The following is a 17,707-nucleotide window of genomic DNA, read 5'->3' as shown; positions in this document are numbered from 1 at the left end:
CTCCAGTTTTCCATGACCGCCGGCGGGGAGGCGGACAACCGGGTTGCAGCGCTGCATTCCGGGGAAACGGACGGATCTGGGGATACTGGTTCCATGAGCATTGACGACACAGCCCGCACTGAGTGGCTCCGCTTCCGCGAACGGCGCAATGCGTCCCTGGCAGAGGAGCACGGATGGCTCAGCCTGTCCGGTTTTTACTGGCTGCCGGAGCACCCCGCCAAGTTCGACGGCCTGCCCGGGCTCTGGTCCGGGTCCGACGACGGCGCGGTGCTGGCAGCCGCTGCCGCTGACGGCCTGCGGGTGCTGGCCTCTGGTGAACCGGCACAGGGCCGGCTGACGGCGTCGTTGGCGGACGAGGAATCACTGAACTGGGTCGGATTCGGGGCCGGAAGCGGCGGGCAGGTTGTGGTTGAACTTGCCCGCAGGGCCGGACGGTATGCGCTGCGTCCCCGTGACGCTGCCTCGCCCGTGCGGACGTCTTTTAGCGGCGTGCCCGTCTACGAATACGCGCCGGAGTGGGTTCTTTCCGGCCGGTTCGAACCCTACCGCCAGCCTGTGGAAGTGCCCATCCGAACGGCCCATCCCGAAGTTCCGGGGGTGCAGCGTTCCGTGGGCGAGGTTCTCTTGTTCCTGCCAGGGGATGCAGCCGAACACCGGTTGCAGGTCAGCGCCGCCGGTCCGGGCACCCTCAACCTGACCTTCCACGACACGACCAACGGCAGATCAACGGCCGGGTGGCGCAGCCTGACGTTCCCCGCCCCTGCACCCGGCGCTGAAGCCGGAGCAGGAACAGGAGCACGAACAGGAACAGCGGCGGGAGGCACCGTAGTCCTGGACTTCAACTTCGCCGTGAACTATCCCAGCGCCTTCACTGAATTCGGCACCTGCCCCATGCCCGTTGACGGCAACCGGATTGGTGCAGCCGTGGAAGCCGGCGAGAAGCGCCCGGACGCCGTCTAACCTGCCTCTGGTGGTTGCAGGGCCCAAAGTGGGCACCACCCCTGCCCCTGTCTCCGCTGCGGCGGTAGCGTTGGCCGCATGAGCGATCGTCAGCCCCAGCGGCACAGCTCCGAGAAGGCCCCCGCCGGCTCTGCTCCGGCGGCGAAACGCGGCGCCGAAAAGGCCCCTGCTGCTGACCGCGACGCGGAGAAACAGTGGCAGGTCATGGAACGGGACGGCGGGCTGTTTACCATCTCGCAGATAGCCCAGCGGCTGGGGTTCGGCGGCGGACAGAACGCCATGGCGCGCCAGCTCACCGGCAAGGGCCGGATACTGGCCGTCCAGCGCGGCGGGCATTTCCTGTATCCGGGGTTCCAGTTCGAGCCTGCCGGCGGGCGGGTCATCCCTGCAGTCAAGGATGTCATCCGGATGGGACGCTACGCCGGCTGGCCGGACGAGCAGATTGCCCTGTGGTTTTATACCCCCAACCGGCAGCTGTCCGGCAAACGCCCTGTCGACGTGCGGGAGAACGAGGAACAGCTGCTGAGGGTGGCGGAAGAGAACATCTCAAAGTAGAACCCCGGTGTCAGGCCCGGCGGAAACGCAGTGTGACCAGTTCAAAGGGCCGCAGCCGCAGCACCGGTCCGGCAGCTCCGGAGACCGCCCCGGATACCTCCCCGCCCAGCACATCCGATTCGACCGTACGTTCCAGCAGGTCGGTGGCCTCGACCGCCGTGTATGGGAAGTCAGTGCGCAGCTGGGCCTCCGCCCGGCTGCCGTGCGCTTCGTAGAACCGCACCACCACGTCCCCGCTGCGGTCCTCGGCCAGCTTCACCGTTTCCACCACCACCGCAGGACTGCTGACCCTGATCAGCGGTGCCAGGTGGGTCCGGGCCGTTCCGGTCACGGTGCGCAGCGGCAGGTTCAGCCTGTAGCCCTCCGCCACGGCGTCAGGAATCCCGGAGGCGGGCCGAAGCGAATACCGGAACCGGTGCAACCCCTGGTCGGTGTCCGGATCCGGAAACAGCGGTGCCCGGAGCAGGGAAACCCGCACCATGGTGCAGGGCCGCCCGTCCACCACCTCGCGGAAAGTGTCATGTCCATAGGTTGAATCGTTGGCCACGGCGACGCCGAAGCCCGGCTCGCCCACATGGATCCACCGGTGCGCCACGGTTTCAAACCGGGCCGCATCCCAGGAGGTGTTGGCATGGGTGGGCCGGAAGATATGGCCGAACTGGATTTCCGACGCCGCCCGGTCGGCATGCACGTCCAGCGGGAAGGCCAGCTTGAGCAGTTTTTGCCGCTCGTGCCAGTCCACCTCCAGGTCCAGGTCCACCGCTGAACCGTCCGGGCTCAGCGACACCCGTTCGGTGATCCGGGTGTGCCCGAAGGAGCGTTCAATCCGCAGCACCCGTCCGCCTGCTTCCGGCACCATGGCCTCGGGCTGCATCAAATCCGTACTGCTGAAGCGGTAGTGCGCGTCCAGGTCCCACGCATCCCATTGGTTGGGAGTGTCGCGGAAGAGCTGGAACAGGTTTCCGGGCCGGCCGGGCGGGAACGCCTCCCGGCCGGAGCCGGACTCGATCAGGGAACTGAACAATCCTTCGGCAGTAACCTGCAGCCGCAGCCTGCCGCTGCTGATGCGCCAGCCGCCGCCGGACGGTTCCCACGTCCCCCTCCCCGAACCCGGCACCGGTCCCGCGCCTGACGCCGGCGTCCCCTCCAGCGGATACGGCCCCGCATTCAACACCGCCGATTCAGCGCCCTCCCCCAGCAGCGCCTGCGCCGCGTTGCCGATCAGCACTTCCAGTTCCGCGGCCACCCGGACATAGTTCCGCTCCGCCTCCTGATGGACCCATGCGATGGAGGTGCCGGGCAGGATGTCGTGGAACTGCTGCAGCAGCACCGTCTGCCAGGCCAGTTCCAGCTCGCGGTAGGGATAGGCGGCACCGGCACGGAGCGTGGCGGCAGCGGACCACAGTTCGGCCTCGTGCAGCAGGGCCTCGCTGCGGCGGTTTCCTTTTTTGGTGTTGGCCTGGCTGGTGTAGGTGCCGCGGTGGAACTCCAGGTACAGCTCACCGGACCACACGGGCGGGTCCGCCAGTTCTGCCGCTGCCGCCGCGAAGAACTGTTCGGGAGTAGCGAGCCGGACAGTCGGGGAGCCTTCCAGGGACTGCGTCCGGTGCGCGGCGGCGAGCATTTCCCTGGTGGGTCCGCCGCCGCCGTCACCCCAGCCGAAGGGCACCAGCGAACTGTTGGCGAACCCCTTCTCCGCGAACTGCCGCTGCGCCCGTGCCAGTTCCTGCCCGGACAGCTCAGAGTTGTACGTGTCCACTGGCGGAAAGTGGGTAAACAGCTGCGTGCCGTCGATGCCTTCCCAGCGGAAGGTGGAGTGCGGCATGGTGTTGGTTTCGTTCCAGGAGATCTTCTGGGTCAGGAACCAGCGTGCTCCCGCAGCCCGTGCGATCTGGGGCAGCGCGGCTGAGTAGCCGAAGGAATCCGGCAACCACACCACTTCCGGCTCCACCCCCAGCTGCTCCCGGAAGAACCGTTTCCCGGCCACGAACTGGCGGGCCAGGGATTCCCCGGAGGGCATGTTGGTGTCCGATTCCACCCACATCCCGCCGGTCGGCACAAACCTGCCTTCACGCACCCGTTCCGCCACCCGGGCGAACAGCTCCGGGTAGTGCTCCTGCAGCCAGGCGTACTGCTGGGCGGAGGACGCCGTGAAAACGAACTCCGGTTCCGTGTCCATCAACTCCAGCACGTTGGCGAATGTCCGGGCCACCTTCCGGACGGTTTCGCGCACCGGCCACAGCCAGGCCGAGTCAATGTGGGCGTGCCCGACGGCGTATACCCGGTGCGCACCGGCATAGGCGGGTGAGAACAACACGGGCGCCAACTGCTGCCGCCCGGCCGCAGCAGTACCTGGCACATCCGCAGGGTCCACGGCAGTCACTGCCCGTTCCAGTGCCCGCAGGATCTCATACCGCCGCGGCAGGTCCATGGGCAGTTCGTGCATCAGCCCGTTGAGCGTCCAGAAGTCCCGGACCAAGTTCCACACGCCGGCATCGAACAGGGCAACATCGGCGGACCGGAAGACATACAGCGGCGCCTCCCCCGCGGTGTTCCGGTCTCCCAGCGGCGTAGGGGCGAAGGTGAACCCTGCGGCGACATTCGGGTTCGACGCCGCCTCCACGTAAAACTCAAAGGCCTCGCCGGGCGCCTGGGGCAGGGGAACAAACATGTTCCTCTGCTCCACCGCCTTCACAATGCCGCCGTCCGGCGTGTAGACCAGCGCCTCGGCCCCGAATCCGGGACCACCCCCGGGGAACCCCAAATCAATCAACAGCTCTGCCCGGTTTCCGTTGCCCGGTTCCCAGCCTTCCGGCACGGTACCGGACACCCGGAACCAGGTGGTCCCCCACGGTGCGCCCCACGGCGAACCGGTGCTGAAGGGCCGGTAGTCCCGGCCCACCGCCAGGGAGAACGGCACCGGTTCCCCCGGCGCCTCCCAGACCGCGAGCGCCGCCGCCTGCCGCTCCCGCCATACCCGCCCCGGCAGACGTTCACGCAGGAAGCGGTTGATTCGGGCCTCGACCAGCTCACGGTTCTCGTGCATGCAGTGCCCCTTGGCTACTCCCGGCAGTGGGTCCGCCCGAGGCTAGTACATCCGGTGCCGTTTGAGCTATGCCCGGGAGGCTGCGGGGCCCCTTACAGGGCGATGGCCGCTTCCATCTCGCGCACGAAGTCTTCGGTCTCGGCGGCGTTGCGGAATCCGTAGGAGACCTCACGCACCGCTTCCTGCCGGGTGGACGGGACCGCGTAATACTTGGTCGCCGCGAAATTGCCGGGTTCTTCCACCGGCTCCACCAGGGGTTTGTGGTTCAGCTGCGCGAACTGGCGCAGGGTCGGGTCAATCCGCCACTGCCCGGTTTCCACCCAGAAATGGTCCCCCATCCCCGAGCTGCCGCTGGCTACCCGGATGCCTTCCATGCCGCTGCGCGCCAGAAGCCAGGCCAGCGTAAACGACGTCGGAGCACCCAGCCCGGAACCGTAGGGAATATGGTCTTCGGCCACAGCGGCTGCCCGTTCGGCGAGGCTGATGGCGTCCTGGAGGCTGAGAGTTTGCATACCTCCATGATCCCAGCCGGAACGGGGGTCCGTTGCCGGGGCGCCGGCCGAGACTCAGGCAGCCCGGCAACCCCGGCAGCGGGTGTAATCACCCGTGTGCTGTCAGGACGCGGCCCGGCCGGGTTCCGGGCGCCGCATCCGGTCCGTGGCACGGCGCACGGACGGATCACGTTCGGCGTTCTGCAGCAGGCGGTCGAAGTCCGCCAGGCCCACGTCCCCGCACCGGTAGGACAGCCGGGCCTCAGGCCGGCTGCCTGCAGGAGTTGGCTTCCGCCGGCCGGTGAGGGCGATGCGCAGCTGCCCGCCGCCGTCGTCGTTAATCTGCAGCTGCCGTGTTGCCGCCAGCTCCCGCACGCCCCGGGTATCGACGGCGGGTGCGTTGTAGAAGTATTCGCGGACTACACGGGTCAGGGACTCGGCGTCGGTGCGGTCCTGGCGGGGCCAGCGGACCAGCTTGTCGGTGGCTGCCTGCACCGGGTGGAGGATGAAGCCGAACCCGATAAGCACCGTCACCAGGTCCCCGCCGCCCAGGAAGAGGAACAGCATGGCGGCCATGCTCAGTCCGGCGACCGTGCGCAGCGAATGGCTCCGCCGCGGGCTGAGCGGTATGGGGACCAAAACCGGACTGGTCTGTGCGGGCATCATGACCAGCCGCCCTTCAGCCCCGCCAGCGCCTCGGCTTCGTGGGCGAGCCGCGCAGCTTCGTGCAGCTCCCGGTCATATCTGCTTCGGCTGTGGATCAGGGGATCCTGTTCGGCCCCTGCTTCCAGCAGACGCAGCCGGTTCCGGTGGTTCTCCGCAGTCTGGGCCAGCTTCAGCTGGGATTTGGAACTTGTTAGCTTGTGCATCAATTCCTCCACACGGGATTCCTTGGTACGGACAACGTCAAAGTGGTGACGAGCCGTGGCTTCGATGCGCACCGCGAGGTCATACATGCGGCGCGCTGTTTGGGCGAGGCTGACAGCCTGGCCGCCGGCCAGATGCTCCTCGGCTATGACGGCTTCCAGGCTTTTCATGCGGGTTTCATAGGACCGCGTAACGGCACCGTAGTGCCGCACCACCTCCCATGCCGCCCGGGCCTGGTTCCGAAGCACCTCCTGACTCGCCGCCGTGGCGGCAATCGCCGCGTCAAGCCGGTCGCAGGTTTGGGTGTAATTGTCTGCGGGTTGCCCGGTCCCGAACTGCACATGCACTATTCGACGGACCCGCCTCAAGTTTTCGCCCACAGCTGCCTCTCTCATCGCCGGATCGGGAAGAGTTGCCGATACAGGGCGCTGCACAACAGCACTTTTCCCATAATTCTTCCGCTGATTACTTCCGCTGCCAAGGCCCTCACCCCTCCGGAAGCTGCCGGGCCAGCCGGTCCAGGTCCGCGGACGTGTCCTGCACCATCTTCTCGGCGGTCGCTATCAGGCCCTCCAAGTTGTCTTGGCTGGCATCGTCGGACGCATTGCTGGCCGCTGGCAGCAGGTCTGTCTGGATCCGGACATACCTGTCGCCCAGGATCAGCTGCAGGCAATCCCGGGCCAATTGTCCGGGCCCGCTCAACACCATGGCCAGGTCTTTTTCCAGGGCCTGCAGTTCGGGGGTCTGCTGGGTCTGTTCCGCGCCCAGCCGCAGCCCCGCGTTACGGGTCCCGGTGCTGGTCCCGGTGCCCAGGGAGACCAGCAGGACGCCGTCCACAGCCTGCGGCAATACCGAACCCAGCGAATATCCCAGCAGTGCGGGATCATCAGCAGCCAGCCCGCCGTCTGCCAGTTGCCGGGCCGTCCCCTCCGGATCGGTGTAGGGCACCGCCGGGAAGTACCGGGGCAGCGACGCCGTCGCCTGGGCCGCCAGCGCCATGGATGCGTCGCCCAGGACAGAGGGTTCCAGCCCGCCGCCGGCAAAGTACAGGGCTTCGGTGCGGGCGAGGTCGCAGGTGGTCACTGCTACCGGCCGGACCGCCCGGGACAGGGGCTCATCACCAAGTGCCTCCCCCAGATAATGCTGCAGGGGTTCAGCAGCGTAGCGCGGGGCACCGGCATACTGGTCCGCGGTTTGAGGGGCACCGGCCTGCGGATCTCCGGCCTGCGGATCTCCGGCCTGGGGGAAAATTTCCTCGGCGCTGTCCAGGTTCAACTGCCGCACCTCGTCGGCGCTGTACGGCGTTCCTCCGTTCCGCGGCGAGACCAGAGCGAGGGCAGCCATGCCGCCGGCCGAGGTGCCCACCACCAGGTCAAAGAGGTCAGCCGTCCGCCGTCCGGTCTGTTCCTCCAGCGCCATCAGCCAGGTGATTGGAATGATGCCGCGGATGCCACCACCGTCAATCGAAAGAATACGAAGCATAAACGGCTCCTGACGGCGGCAGCGGTGGTCCGGTCCCATTAACCCTGCCCGCCCCGGCATAGCCGGTCAATGGAGCGGGCCGTTTCCGGCACCTGCTCTCCGGCACTGCGGGACGGGTGTGGCAGACTGCGGGCATGCAAATCCATCCTGCCCCGCTGCTGGCCGGGTCCTTCCGCGTGCGCCGGGCCTGCCGGGCCGACGTCGGGCCGATCGCGGCGCTATTGGAGGCAGACGCGCTCGGGTCGCCGGAAGCACCGCACCCCGATCTGGACACCTACCGTCGCACCTTCGAAGCCATCGATGCGGACCCCGCCCATTTCCTCGCCGTCGTTGAGGACGGCGCCGGAGCCATTGCGGCCACTGCCCAGCTGACTCTGCTCCCGTGCCTGGCGGCCGGAGCCGTAACCCGGCTGCAGGTGGAGGCGATGCATGTTCGCGCCGATCTCCGGTCACGCGGTCTGGGAGCTGCACTGATGGACTGGGCCCTTGTCCAAGGGCGGCAAAACGGTGCCGGACTGGCCCAGCTCACTTCCAATCTCAGGCGCGAAGACGCGCACCGGTTTTACCGAAGCCTTGGCTTCGAGCCCACACACATCGGGTTCAAGCACCACCTCACCGCGAACCCCAAGGAAACCGGCACCGAGCAGGAGGACCACGATGTCCCGCACAATCGGAACGGTGAGCCCGAACGGCGGGACACTGACAGTCCGGCCCGCCAACCAGGGCTCCCCGGCTGATCTGCAGGCCGTCTTCGCCGGGCGCGGGGACCCGCACCGCTGCCAGTGCCAGTGGTTCAAGGCCAGCCGGGAGCAGTGGCGGGCCATGCCGCAGGAAGAGCGGGCTTACCGGCTGCGGCAACAGGCCAACTGCGGCAGCCCTGACGCCGGATCAACCAGCGGGCTGCTGGCGTATCTGGACGCCGAACCTGTTGGCTGGTGCGCGGTGGAACCGCGCACCGCCTATCCCCGGCTGGAACGGCTGCGGGTTCCGTGGAGCGGGCGGACAGAAGACAAGGCCGACGACGGCGTCTGGGCCGTCACCTGCTTCGTCACCCGGACGGGCTACCGGCGTCAGGGGGTGAGCCATGCACTGGCACGGGGTGCCGTCGGATTCGCCCGGGAGCGGGGAGCCAGGGCCCTGGAGGGCTACCCCATGCTGACCGAGCCGGGAAAGGAGGTGGCCTGGGGCGAACTGTTCGTAGGCAGCCGCAGTGTTTTCGATGCCGCTGGGTTCACGGAGGTCAGCCATCCCACCCCGCGGCGGGTAGTGATGCGGATCGATTTTGAGGCTGCGGCGCCTTCGTTCCCGGACACCGCCGGCGTTTCCCCCTAGGGCGCGGGCCACTTTCCGGTGGCGAAGAGTTCCTGCAGCACGGCCTCTGCGGGAGCCGGATCCAGGCCCCGGGAAGCCAGCCAGTCGTCGTCGCCGTAAGACGCCGCATAACGGTCCCCCGGATCGCACATCAGCGACACGATGCTGCCGGCCTTGCCCTGTGCTTCCATCTCGGCGGCGAGCTGCCATACGCCCCAGAGGTTGGTGCCCGTGGACGGCCCCGCATGCAGCCCGGCTACGCTCCGCAGGTGCCTTGCAGCGGCCACGGAGGCGGCGTCGGGCACCTGGATCATGTGGTCGATCACGGCCGGAATGAAGCTCGGTTCAGGGCGCGGCCGGCCGATCCCCTCGATCCGGGACGGTCCGCCCACGGCAGGCACATCGGGGGTCTGCCAGGCGGGGAAGAAGGCCGAACGTTCCGGGTCCACTACCGCCAGCCGGGTGGGATAACGGTGGTAGCGGATGTACCGGCCCAGGGTCGCGCTGGTCCCGCCGGTGCCAGCGCCCACCACAATCCATTCGGGCACCGGATGCTCCTCCAGCGACAGCTGGGAAAAGATCGACTCGGCAATGTTGTTGTTGCCGCGCCAATCCGTGGCCCGCTCGGCGTAGGTGAACTGGTCCATGTAGTGGCCGCCGGTGCTGCGGGCAAGGTCCTCGGCTGCGGCGTAGACCTCGGAAGGATCGTCCACAAAGTGGCAGCTGCCGCCGTACTGCTGGATCAGCGCGATCTTCTCCGCACTGGTGGTCCTGGTCATCACGGCGATGAACGGCACGCCCAGCAGCTGCGCAAAGTAGGCTTCGGATACGGCCGTGGACCCGCTGGAAGCCTCCACCACGGTGGTGTCTTCCCGGATCCAGCCGTTCACCAGTCCAAAGAGGAACAGGGACCGGGCCAGCCGGTGCTTGAGGCTGCCGGTCCGGTGCGTCGACTCGTCCTTGAGGTACACCTTGACCGCCCAGCCCGTGGGCACCGGAATTTGGAACAGGTGTGTGTCGGCGGAACGTGCCGCCTCGGCTTCGATCCGGCGGATGGCGTCTTCGGCCCAGCTGCGGTCCCGACTGGTATGGCTATTCACCTTCCCCACCCTACGTGGCGGCAGCCACCTCATCCGGCAGCTCGGCAGGCGTCGGGCCGCCCCGGCGTGGAACCCCCATCCGCAACAGGAATACGCCCTGCAGCAGGGCAATGGCCACGGCCGCCCAGAGCGTCGGCACGGCACCGGCCACGGCCAGCAGCATCGCACCCAGAAGCCCGCCAACCACAAAACTGCCCTGGGTGATGGTCCGGCGGGTGGCCGAGAACCGGGAGAGCATCGCGTCAGGGGTCAGCTGAGTGAACAGCGCCGTGCCGTTAACGCTCATGAACCCCAGCGCAAGTCCGAACAGCGTGAAGGAGACCCCTATGCTGGGCACCGCAAGCTGCGGCCACAGAGCGGTGAGCGGAATCAGGGCAAAGTTCAGCGGCATCATCAGGCCGGCAAGCAGCATGGCACGCAACGGCCCGATCGCCCGTCCTAGTCTCGGAGCGGCCACCGCGCCCAGGATCCCGCCGACGGCGCTGACGGACCAGACGGCACCGAAAACAGCCGGATCCAATGCCAGCTCCTCCAAGATGAACCAGGTTTCCGCGGCCTGGTACAGCCCCGCAGCAAAGTTGTTCGTAGCCGTGGTCAGGACCATGGCCAGCAGCAGCCGATGGCCGGTCATGAACCGCCAGCCGTCCGCGACGGCGGCTCGGACGGACGGGCGCTCAGTTTTCGCCCTGCCCGGTTCGTCGTCGGGCAGCCGGGCCAGGCCGACGGCGGCCACCAGCTGGGCCAGGGCACTCAGCCCCAGCGCGGCGGGTGCCGGCAGCAGCTTCACCAGCTGCCCGGTGGCTGCCGGACCGACCAAGGAGATCACCTGGTCGGTTGCCATCAGGGATGAGGCGGCCTCAGGGATCCGCGGCCTTCCCACCAGCATGGGCAGCAGCGATGTCTGGGCGGCCATGAAAAACGAGTCCGCAATACTCACTGCCACCAGCACCGCCAGCAGCTGCCATGCAGCCAACCAGCCCAGGCAGAACAACGCCACGGCGCAGCCGTACGCAGCCGCCCGGATCCAGGTCATCGTGAACATGGTCCGGCGCCGGCCCCAGCGGTCCACCGCTACTCCGGCCACCAGCCCGAACAGCAGCGGCCCCGCGCTGCTCAGCGGCGCGACCAGGCCTACCTCGGCCTCGGTGGCGTCCAGGACGGTGATCATTGCTACCGAGACGGCGAACACGGCCACTGCATGCCCGGCATGCTCCACCGCGTTGGCCAGCCACAGCCCCCGGAAGGCACGCTTGGACCAGATGGAACCCGATGTGCTGCCCAATGCCGCTCCCCCGCTAGCCCGTCTGTTCACCCGGAGAGCGGACTGGCCGGCACCAACGGGTCCAGTCACCCTAAGAGACCAGCGGCCGGGAAGTGCGCAAGACCACGGTGCGCCGCCCCGCAGGCATTTTCATAAGTACCCTGATAATCGTTATGGTCAAGGGGAACCATTCCGTACAGCAGGTCAGCACCAGGAGGACCGATGAATCAGGACAACGTCTCCGAAACCGCCGAATCGCACGCCGGCGCCAACCCGTTGCCCGGCATCATCGAGCAGGACCAGGCACGTTCGGCCGAGCAGGCAGCACCGGACCGGCCCTCATCCGGTGTGGTCCTCGTGGCGGGTGCCGGCGGCGTCATCGGACGGCATGCCGCGGACGAGTATGCCCGCCGCGGCTGGAAGGTCCGCGGTGCCAGCCGCCGCCCGGTCCCGGGCGCCGCATGGGAGCACCTCTCCGTGGACCTCCTCGACGCCGGCACGGCCCGCGACGGTCTTGCCGCGGCGTCGGACACCACACACCTGGTGTTCGGCGCCTACATTGAGCGCCCGACGTCGGCCGAACTATCCGAGGTCAACACAGCCCTGCTGCGCAACACCTTGGACGCGCTGCGCTCGGCCGGTGCTCCGCTGCGCCACGTGACGCTGTACCAGGGCGGAAAGGCCTATGGCGCGCATCTGGGCTATTTCAACGCTCCGGCGAAGGAACGCGACCCGCGGCTGATCCAGCCCAACTTCTATTACGACCAGGAAGACCTGCTCCGCCAGGCAGCCCGGGAGCGCGGATTCGAACTCACCGTGCTGCGCCCGGAAGGCGTGATCGGTTACGCCACCGGCAACCCCATGAACCTGCTGATGGCCATTGCCGTGTATGCCGCCGTCAGCCGGGAACTGGGCCAGCCGCTGCGCTTCCCCGGCACGGTGGCCGCCTACGATGCGCTCTACCAGGTCACCGATGCCGAGCTGCTGGCCCGGGCCGCGGTCTGGTCCGGGTCGGAGCCGGCGGCCGCGGGGGAAATCTTCAACATCACCAACGGTGACCAGTTCCGGTGGCGGCAGCTCTGGCCGGCATTCGCTAAGCATTTCGGCATGGACTACGCCGAACCGCAGCCCGTTCCCCTGGTGGACGCCATGCCGCAGTACGCCGAGCTGTGGGAGCAGATGACCGAGCGGTACGGCCTGCAGCAGACACCGTATGCGGATTTGGTGCGCTGGGAGTTCGCCGACTTCATTTTCCGCTCGGAGTTCGACAACGTTTCTTCCACCATCAAGGCACGGCAGGCCGGTTTCGGCGACTGCCTGGATTCGGAGGACCGCTTCCTGGAGCTCTTCGACGCCCTGGCAGCACAGAAAATCATTCCTGGCTCCGCCGCCTGACCTGTTCCGAAACCACCGGCACCACCCAAGAGGAGTTCCCCGTGAAGATTGTTGGCGTCCGCACCTTCGGCGGCCCCGAGGTCCTGGAGATCTTCGAGGCGCCCGAGCCGCATGCCGGCCCGGGCGAAATCCGCATCCGTGTCCGCGCGGCCGCGGTAAGCCCTACGGACACGGTGCTGCGCTCCGGCGCCCAGGATATGGGCAGGATGGAACCGCCCTACATTCCCGGTATGGACGCTGCCGGTGTGGTGGACGAGGTGGGCGACGGCGCCCGGTGGCGGATCGGTGACGAGGTCATGGCCCTGGCCCTGCCCCGGGAAGGACGCCGCGGCGCCTACGCCCAGTACCTGGTGGCCCCGGCAGACTCCGTTGCCCGCATTCCGGGCGGCATTGGCCTGGAGGCTGCCTCCACCCTGCCAATGAACGGCCTGACCGCCGTCCAGACCCTGGAAAAGCTGGCCCTGCCCGAGGGGAAGGTCCTGGCCGTCACGGGTGCGGCCGGAACATTGGGGAACTACCTGGTCCAGCTGGCCAAGGAGGCCGGGCTCACCGTGGTGGCCGACACAGCGGACAAGGACGCCGATCTCGTCTCCGCCCTGGGTGCCGACTATGTGGTGGAGCGCGGCGACGACGTCGCGGAGCGGATCCTCGAACTCTTCCCCGAGGGTGTCGACGCCGTCGCTGACGCTGCCGTCATGAACGGGTTGGCTGCCCGGGCGGTGCGCGACGGCGGCGGGTTCGCCACCTACCGCGGATGGGACGGTGATCCCGGCCGCGGCGTGAGGGTGCATCCGATCCGGGTGGTTCAGGAATACCATTCCGGCGCGAAACTGGACCGGCTGCGCGCCCTGGCCGAGGCTGACCTGCTGAGCCCGCGGATTGCCGACGTCATGCCGGCCGAGCGGGCCGCCGAAGCCCACCGACGGCTGGAAGCCGGTGGGCTGCGCGGCCGGATTGTGCTCACCTTCTAACGGTTTTTACGGCAGGGGGTATCCCCGGCACGCGCGGCACTGCTAGGGTCCGGGGCATGAAGATTCTGACTTTCGAGTAGCGCGCTGCTGCGCCCTCTCGAACTTTCGCAGACAACCATTTCCAGCTTGTTGAGGCGCGGCCTCCGAGTCCTTCCGTCTGCACTTCCCGCTTGCGGCCACGCTCTTTGGGCTGCCCGCGGAAGGCCCGTGCCGGCGTCGACGGCGCCAGTGACAGGAGTACCACCATGCGTGCACCAAAAAAGAAGGCAACCACCAGCCCGCTGCATGTTTCACCGGAATTATCCGGGCAGGCAGCGGACCTGCACATCAACCTGGCCCCTTCGGCCGAAGCACAGCTCGGAGGAGACGGACGCGACCGTCCTGCTCCCCCGGCTGAAGCCGGCCTGCCCGGCTGGCAGAGCCTGGGCAAGGACACCAAGCCCACCCGGGCCCACACCACCCGGCAAGGCCCCCGCGAGCGCAAGGTCCGCTGGTAGGCGTAGCCGCTCCACGGTTGGAGCCACGGCCGGCCGGCACCTTCGGGTGCCGGCCGGTTCCGTTGCGGCCGCGGGCAAGGATAGGCACCGGTCTGCAGCGAGGCAAATCCGTGCCGACAGCCGGCCGGCGGCCGCGGAGCACCACGGAGTTTAGGGCTCCGGGCGCCGATATCGTTAAATGCAGTGCCCGCCCCAACTGGGGTTCGGCGCTGTCCGGCACCCTCACCCCGGGGCCCTCCGGGCAGCGGCACGCCACTCCACTCCACTGACCGCCCGCAGCGCTGCGGGCCGGCCGGCGTGCCAGAGCGGGGCACTGCAACGCCGGGATTTCGGCCCCGGCGGGAGAACCCCAACGAAGCGGAGATGCAATGCCCCACAAAATCATCCTGGACTGCGATCCCGGCCATGATGATGCGGTCGCCCTGCTGCTGGCACACGGCAGCCCGGAGATCGACCTCCTGGCGGTGACAACCGTCGTCGGAAACCAGACCTTGGAGAAGGTGACACGCAACGCGCTGGCGATTGCCCGTGTCGCAAATATCACAGGCGTCCCCTTCGCGGCAGGCTGTGACCGGCCCCTGGTCCGCACCATCGAAAACGCCCCCGACATCCACGGCGATTCCGGCATGGACGGACCCGTGCTGCCCGAGCCCACCCTCGAACTGGACCGCCGGCACGCCGTCGACCTGATCATCGATACCGTGATGGCGCACGAGCCGAACACTGTCACCCTGGTCCCCACCGCAGGCCTGACCAACATTGCCCTGGCCGTGCGCAAGGAACCCCGCCTGGCCGAACGCGTGAAGGAAGTTGTCCTGATGGGCGGCGGCTACCACGTGGGCAACTGGTCCGCCGTGGCTGAATTCAACATCAAGATCGACCCCGAAGCCGCCCACATAGTCTTCAACGAGAAGTGGCCGCTGACCATGGTCGGGCTGGACCTGACCCACCAGGCCCTGGCCACGGACGAGGTGGCTGCCCGTATCGCTGCCGTCGGCACCAAGCCCGCCAAGTTCGTCGGCGAACTGCTGGACTTCTTCGGCCACGCCTACAAGGACGCGCAGGGCTTCGATTTCCCGCCGGTGCACGATCCGTGCGCTGTCGCCTACGTCATCGACCCCTCGGTGATGACCACCCGGCGCGTGCCGCTCGATGTGGAGCTGACCGGCACCCTGACCCTGGGCATGACGGTGGCAGACTTCCGCGCGCCGGCCCCCGAAGACTGCAACACCTCAGTGGCCGTGGACCTGGACCACCAGAAGTTCTGGGACCTGGTTGTGGACGCCCTCGAGCGGATCGGCGAGGTCGACCTGTGAGTGAAATCGCCCGCCGCCGGGTCAACGTCGGCGCCCTCATGGCCGCACTGCTGGCCGCCTGCGTGGCGTTCCAGCTCAACGCTTCAATGCTCTCCCCGGCCCTGGTTACTATCGAAGAGGAACTGGACACCACCTCCGCCGCCGTCGGCCTGACCCAGACGGCGTTCTTCACCGCCGCCGCCCTCTTCTCCCTGTTCCTGCCCCGGCTCGGCGACATCATCGGGCGCAAAAAAGTCCTGTCCGGGATGCTGGTGGTCCTGACCATCGGTTCCGTGGTGGCTGCCCTGGCCCCGAACATTGAAGTCCTCTTCCTGGCCCGCCTGATCCAGGGCGTCTCCGGGCCCGTGGTGCCGCTGACGCTGATCATGCTTCGCGTGGAAATCCGTGGCGCGAAGCTGTACGGCACCCTGATGGGCGTCATCACCGCCGTAAACGGCGGCATTGCCGGCATCGACGCCGTGGCCGGCGGCTACCTGGCGCAAAACCACGGCTTCGCCTCGGTGTTCTGGGCCATGGCCGCCGTGGGCGCCGTCGCCACCGCCCTCCTGCTTTTCCTGGCACCGGAATCCCGGGCCGAGAAGAAGGAAAAGATGGACTGGGTCGGTGTGGTGCCCCTGGTCATCTCCGTGGGTACCCTGCTCACCGCATTCAACGAAGCGGGCAAGCTGGCCGCAGCCAACTGGCCGCTGGTAATCGGGCTGATGGCCGTTGCCGTCGTGGCCTTCGTAGTGTTCTGGAAGGTGGAAAACCGCACGGAACAGCCGCTGGTGGCCACCTACCTGCTGAAGCGGCGGTCCACCTGGGCGCTGCTGCTGACCACGCTGCTCACCATGACCGGCGTGTTTGCCATCATGAACGGCATCCTGCCTGCCCTGGCACAGGACGGCGCAATCGGGTTCGGCATGGGTGCCGAGGAGTCCGCCTGGTGGACCCTCACCCCGTACGCCATCGCCGGCCTGGTTCTCGGCCCCATTGCCGGCCGCCTGGCAGCCAGCTGGGGTTACGGCAAGGTCCTGCGGATCGGCATGATCGGCTCCGTGATCGCACTGGCGCTGGTGCTGCTGGTGGTCGGCAGCGACTCCAAGGCAGGCCTGCTCGGCGTCTCGGTACTGATCGGCATCACCTACGCGGGCATCGGCAACATCATGCTCAACGGCCTGGGCATTGTGCTCTCCCCAAAGGAAAACCCGGGCTTCCTGCCCGGCCTCAACGCCGGCGCCTTCAATCTGGGCGCGGGCCTGAGCTTCGCCGTGATCTACGCGGTGAAGACCGCCGCCACACCGGCCGACGGCGGGGCCGGCGGCTACTACGGCGGTATTGTTGCCGGGCTGGTCATCCTCGTCCTGGCTCTGGCTGCGTCCTTCCTTATCCCCAAGCCGGCCGCTGCCGAAGTGGCTGCCGCCGCGCCGGCCGCCCGCTGAACCCCGCCCGCCCTCGTCAAGGAGAATTCCCCGCATGCCTGCCGGAAGAGTTGTAGTTGTAGGGTCGCTGAACGCTGACCTGACCGTGCGTACTGACCGTTTTCCCTCCCCCGGGGAAACCCTCAACGGTTCGGAGCTGGTGATTGTGCCCGGCGGCAAGAGCGCCAACCAGGCCGCCGCCGCAGCGATCCTGGGCGCCGATGTCCGGCTGTTCGGCGCCGTCGGTGCCGACGGGCACGGGGACCTGCTGCTGAAGGCCGCCGCCGGTGCCGGTGTGGACGCTTCTCGCGTCCTGCGCCGCACCGGCACTGCGACGGGCACAGCCATGATCGTGGTGGACGCCGCCGGAGAGAACACCATCATCGTTTCCCCGGGTGCCAACGGCACGGTCACCGGCGCCGAGCTTCCGGCGGACCTGTTCGACGGTGCCGCGGTGCTGACCCTCAGCCTGGAGGTTCCGCTCGAAGCGGTTGCCGCTGCTGCCCGGGCCGGGCAGCAGGCCGGAGCGCAGGTGCTCCTGAACCTCTCCCCGTACCAGGAAGTTCCCGCGGAGCTGCTGGCCCTGACGGACGTACTGCTGCTCAACACCCATGAAGCGGCCCTCGTGACGGGCCTTGCCGATCCGGCCGCGGACTGGGAAGAGGTCATCGCCGCGCTGGGTGCGCTCGGCGTTCGGCGGACGATCATCACCCTGGGTGCGGACGGCGCCGTCGTGCTGGACGGGACGGCAGCCGAAAGCGAGCGGATACTCGCTGTGGCCCCTACCCGGGTCACTGCGGTGGACACGACCGGTTGCGGTGATGCCTTCACCGCAGCCACCGCCGCCCGGCTGGCAGCGGGCGATTCACTGGCGGAGGCGGCTACCTTCGCTGCCCGCGCCGGAGCGCTGGCAGCCACCCGGGAGGGAGCACAGTCCTCCTACTCCGCACTGCTGGAGCTGGCCGGCTGAGGCTGCTGCTGCCAACGGCCGGGTGCCGGGACGGGATGGCAATCCCCTTCCGGCGCCCGGCCGTTTTTGTGTGCGGTATTCTTCG

General features: G+C 67.9%; 17 protein-coding genes. 10 read left to right on the top strand and 7 right to left on the bottom strand.

Translation table 11 applies throughout. The annotated features are described in order from the left end of the window. Positions 1–93: 93 nt before the first annotated feature. Together QNN98_RS10770 and QNN98_RS10765 are read left to right on the top strand one after the other, a co-directional pair. Positions 94–960 carry a DUF1684 domain-containing protein gene (locus QNN98_RS10770; protein WP_283997044.1) on the top strand — a complete coding sequence of 289 codons (867 nt, stop codon included), beginning with the start codon at positions 94–96 and terminating at the stop codon, positions 958–960. A 78-nt stretch (positions 961–1,038) separates the two neighbouring features. Continuing rightward, positions 1,039–1,515, top strand: a complete 477-nt coding sequence (locus tag QNN98_RS10765; protein ID WP_283997042.1) for a hypothetical protein — start codon at positions 1,039–1,041, stop codon at positions 1,513–1,515. A gap of 10 nt (positions 1,516–1,525) precedes the next feature. On the opposite strand, the gene QNN98_RS10760 is transcribed toward QNN98_RS10765, so the two are convergent. The 5 genes from QNN98_RS10760 to QNN98_RS10740 all read right to left on the bottom strand — a co-directional run bounded on the left by QNN98_RS10760 (position 1,526) and on the right by QNN98_RS10740 (position 7,401). After that, positions 1,526–4,561: an alpha-mannosidase gene (locus QNN98_RS10760; RefSeq protein ID WP_283997040.1), complete on the bottom strand. Its 3,036-nt coding sequence runs from the start codon at positions 4,559–4,561 to the stop codon at positions 1,526–1,528. A gap of 92 nt (positions 4,562–4,653) precedes the next feature. Beyond that, complete coding sequence (locus tag QNN98_RS10755; protein WP_227913559.1) at positions 4,654–5,073, bottom strand: hypothetical protein; 420 nt, start codon at positions 5,071–5,073, stop codon at positions 4,654–4,656. Between the two features lie 102 nt (positions 5,074–5,175). After that, positions 5,176–5,718: a hypothetical protein gene (locus QNN98_RS10750; protein ID WP_227913560.1), complete on the bottom strand. Its 543-nt coding sequence runs from the start codon at positions 5,716–5,718 to the stop codon at positions 5,176–5,178. Then, positions 5,715–6,089 (bottom strand): hypothetical protein, encoded by a 375-nt coding sequence (locus tag QNN98_RS10745; protein ID WP_227927409.1) that lies wholly within the window; start codon positions 6,087–6,089, stop codon positions 5,715–5,717. The genes QNN98_RS10750 and QNN98_RS10745 overlap by 4 nt, the downstream gene beginning before the upstream one ends. 316 nt (positions 6,090–6,405) lie before the next feature. Further along, positions 6,406–7,401: a patatin-like phospholipase family protein gene (locus QNN98_RS10740; protein ID WP_283997034.1), complete on the bottom strand. Its 996-nt coding sequence runs from the start codon at positions 7,399–7,401 to the stop codon at positions 6,406–6,408. A 134-nt stretch (positions 7,402–7,535) separates the two neighbouring features. On the opposite strand from QNN98_RS10740, the gene QNN98_RS10735 reads away from it, so the two are divergent. Together QNN98_RS10735 and QNN98_RS10730 are read left to right on the top strand one after the other, a co-directional pair. Then, positions 7,536–8,138, top strand: coding sequence for a GNAT family N-acetyltransferase (locus QNN98_RS10735; RefSeq protein ID WP_283997032.1), 603 nt, complete (start codon positions 7,536–7,538; stop codon positions 8,136–8,138). Then, the gene (locus tag QNN98_RS10730) at positions 8,059–8,733 is read left to right on the top strand and encodes a GNAT family N-acetyltransferase (RefSeq protein ID WP_283997030.1); all 675 of its coding nucleotides are present in this window, start codon (positions 8,059–8,061) and stop codon (positions 8,731–8,733) included. The genes QNN98_RS10735 and QNN98_RS10730 overlap by 80 nt, the downstream gene beginning before the upstream one ends. On the opposite strand, the gene QNN98_RS10725 is transcribed toward QNN98_RS10730, so the two are convergent. Together QNN98_RS10725 and QNN98_RS10720 are read right to left on the bottom strand one after the other, a co-directional pair. Next, positions 8,730–9,812: a PLP-dependent cysteine synthase family protein gene (locus QNN98_RS10725; RefSeq protein ID WP_283997028.1), complete on the bottom strand. Its 1,083-nt coding sequence runs from the start codon at positions 9,810–9,812 to the stop codon at positions 8,730–8,732. The genes QNN98_RS10730 and QNN98_RS10725 overlap by 4 nt on opposite strands. Positions 9,813–9,822: 10 nt before the next feature. After that, positions 9,823–11,094 (bottom strand): MFS transporter, encoded by a 1,272-nt coding sequence (locus tag QNN98_RS10720; RefSeq protein WP_283997026.1) that lies wholly within the window; start codon positions 11,092–11,094, stop codon positions 9,823–9,825. A 201-nt stretch (positions 11,095–11,295) separates the two neighbouring features. On the opposite strand from QNN98_RS10720, the gene QNN98_RS10715 reads away from it, so the two are divergent. From QNN98_RS10715 to QNN98_RS10690, 6 genes are all read left to right on the top strand, one after another. Beyond that, positions 11,296–12,468 carry an SDR family oxidoreductase gene (locus tag QNN98_RS10715; RefSeq protein ID WP_283997024.1) on the top strand — a complete coding sequence of 391 codons (1,173 nt, stop codon included), beginning with the start codon at positions 11,296–11,298 and terminating at the stop codon, positions 12,466–12,468. Positions 12,469–12,509: 41 nt separating this feature from the next. Further along, positions 12,510–13,439, top strand: a complete 930-nt coding sequence (locus tag QNN98_RS10710) for an NADP-dependent oxidoreductase (protein WP_283997022.1) — start codon at positions 12,510–12,512, stop codon at positions 13,437–13,439. 245 nt (positions 13,440–13,684) lie between these two features. After that, the gene (locus QNN98_RS10705) at positions 13,685–13,936 is read left to right on the top strand and encodes a hypothetical protein (protein WP_227913569.1); all 252 of its coding nucleotides are present in this window, start codon (positions 13,685–13,687) and stop codon (positions 13,934–13,936) included. Between the two features lie 368 nt (positions 13,937–14,304). Beyond that, entirely contained in the window at positions 14,305–15,252 is a 948-nt protein-coding gene (gene uriH, locus QNN98_RS10700) for a uridine-preferring nucleoside hydrolase UriH (protein ID WP_227927400.1), read from the top strand. Further along, entirely contained in the window at positions 15,249–16,673 is a 1,425-nt protein-coding gene (gene uriT / locus QNN98_RS10695; protein ID WP_502864700.1) for a uridine transporter UriT, read from the top strand. The genes uriH and uriT overlap by 4 nt, the downstream gene beginning before the upstream one ends. Before the next feature lie 34 nt (positions 16,674–16,707). Beyond that, complete coding sequence (locus QNN98_RS10690; RefSeq protein ID WP_227927399.1) at positions 16,708–17,622, top strand: PfkB family carbohydrate kinase; 915 nt, start codon at positions 16,708–16,710, stop codon at positions 17,620–17,622. Positions 17,623–17,707: the final 85 nt, after the last annotated feature.

The sequence above is a fragment of the Arthrobacter sp. zg-Y1143 genome (assembly GCF_030125565.1).
Classification (GTDB): Bacteria; Actinomycetota; Actinomycetes; order Actinomycetales; family Micrococcaceae; genus Arthrobacter_B.
The sequence above is the reverse complement of the archived record's forward strand: the minus strand, read 5'-3'. Positions and strand labels throughout refer to the sequence as shown.

Bases quoted from the DNA above. Each gene is read 5' to 3' on its own strand.
- QNN98_RS10770 (WP_283997044.1), top strand. From the start codon at position 94: ATGAGCATTGACGACACAGCCCGCACTGAGTGGCTCCGCTTCCGCGAA.
- QNN98_RS10765 (WP_283997042.1), top strand. From the start codon at position 1,039: ATGAGCGATCGTCAGCCCCAGCGGCACAGCTCCGAGAAGGCCCCCGCC.
- QNN98_RS10760 (WP_283997040.1), bottom strand. From the start codon at position 4,561: ATGCACGAGAACCGTGAGCTGGTCGAGGCCCGAATCAACCGCTTCCTG.
- QNN98_RS10755 (WP_227913559.1), bottom strand. From the start codon at position 5,073: ATGCAAACTCTCAGCCTCCAGGACGCCATCAGCCTCGCCGAACGGGCA.
- QNN98_RS10750 (WP_227913560.1), bottom strand. From the start codon at position 5,718: ATGATGCCCGCACAGACCAGTCCGGTTTTGGTCCCCATACCGCTCAGC.
- QNN98_RS10745 (WP_227927409.1), bottom strand. From the start codon at position 6,089: ATGAAAAGCCTGGAAGCCGTCATAGCCGAGGAGCATCTGGCCGGCGGC.
- QNN98_RS10740 (WP_283997034.1), bottom strand. From the start codon at position 7,401: ATGCTTCGTATTCTTTCGATTGACGGTGGTGGCATCCGCGGCATCATT.
- QNN98_RS10735 (WP_283997032.1), top strand. From the start codon at position 7,536: ATGCAAATCCATCCTGCCCCGCTGCTGGCCGGGTCCTTCCGCGTGCGC.
- QNN98_RS10730 (WP_283997030.1), top strand. From the start codon at position 8,059: ATGTCCCGCACAATCGGAACGGTGAGCCCGAACGGCGGGACACTGACA.
- QNN98_RS10715 (WP_283997024.1), top strand. From the start codon at position 11,296: ATGAATCAGGACAACGTCTCCGAAACCGCCGAATCGCACGCCGGCGCC.
- QNN98_RS10705 (WP_227913569.1), top strand. From the start codon at position 13,685: ATGCGTGCACCAAAAAAGAAGGCAACCACCAGCCCGCTGCATGTTTCA.
- uriH (WP_227927400.1), top strand. From the start codon at position 14,305: ATGCCCCACAAAATCATCCTGGACTGCGATCCCGGCCATGATGATGCG.
- QNN98_RS10690 (WP_227927399.1), top strand. From the start codon at position 16,708: ATGCCTGCCGGAAGAGTTGTAGTTGTAGGGTCGCTGAACGCTGACCTG.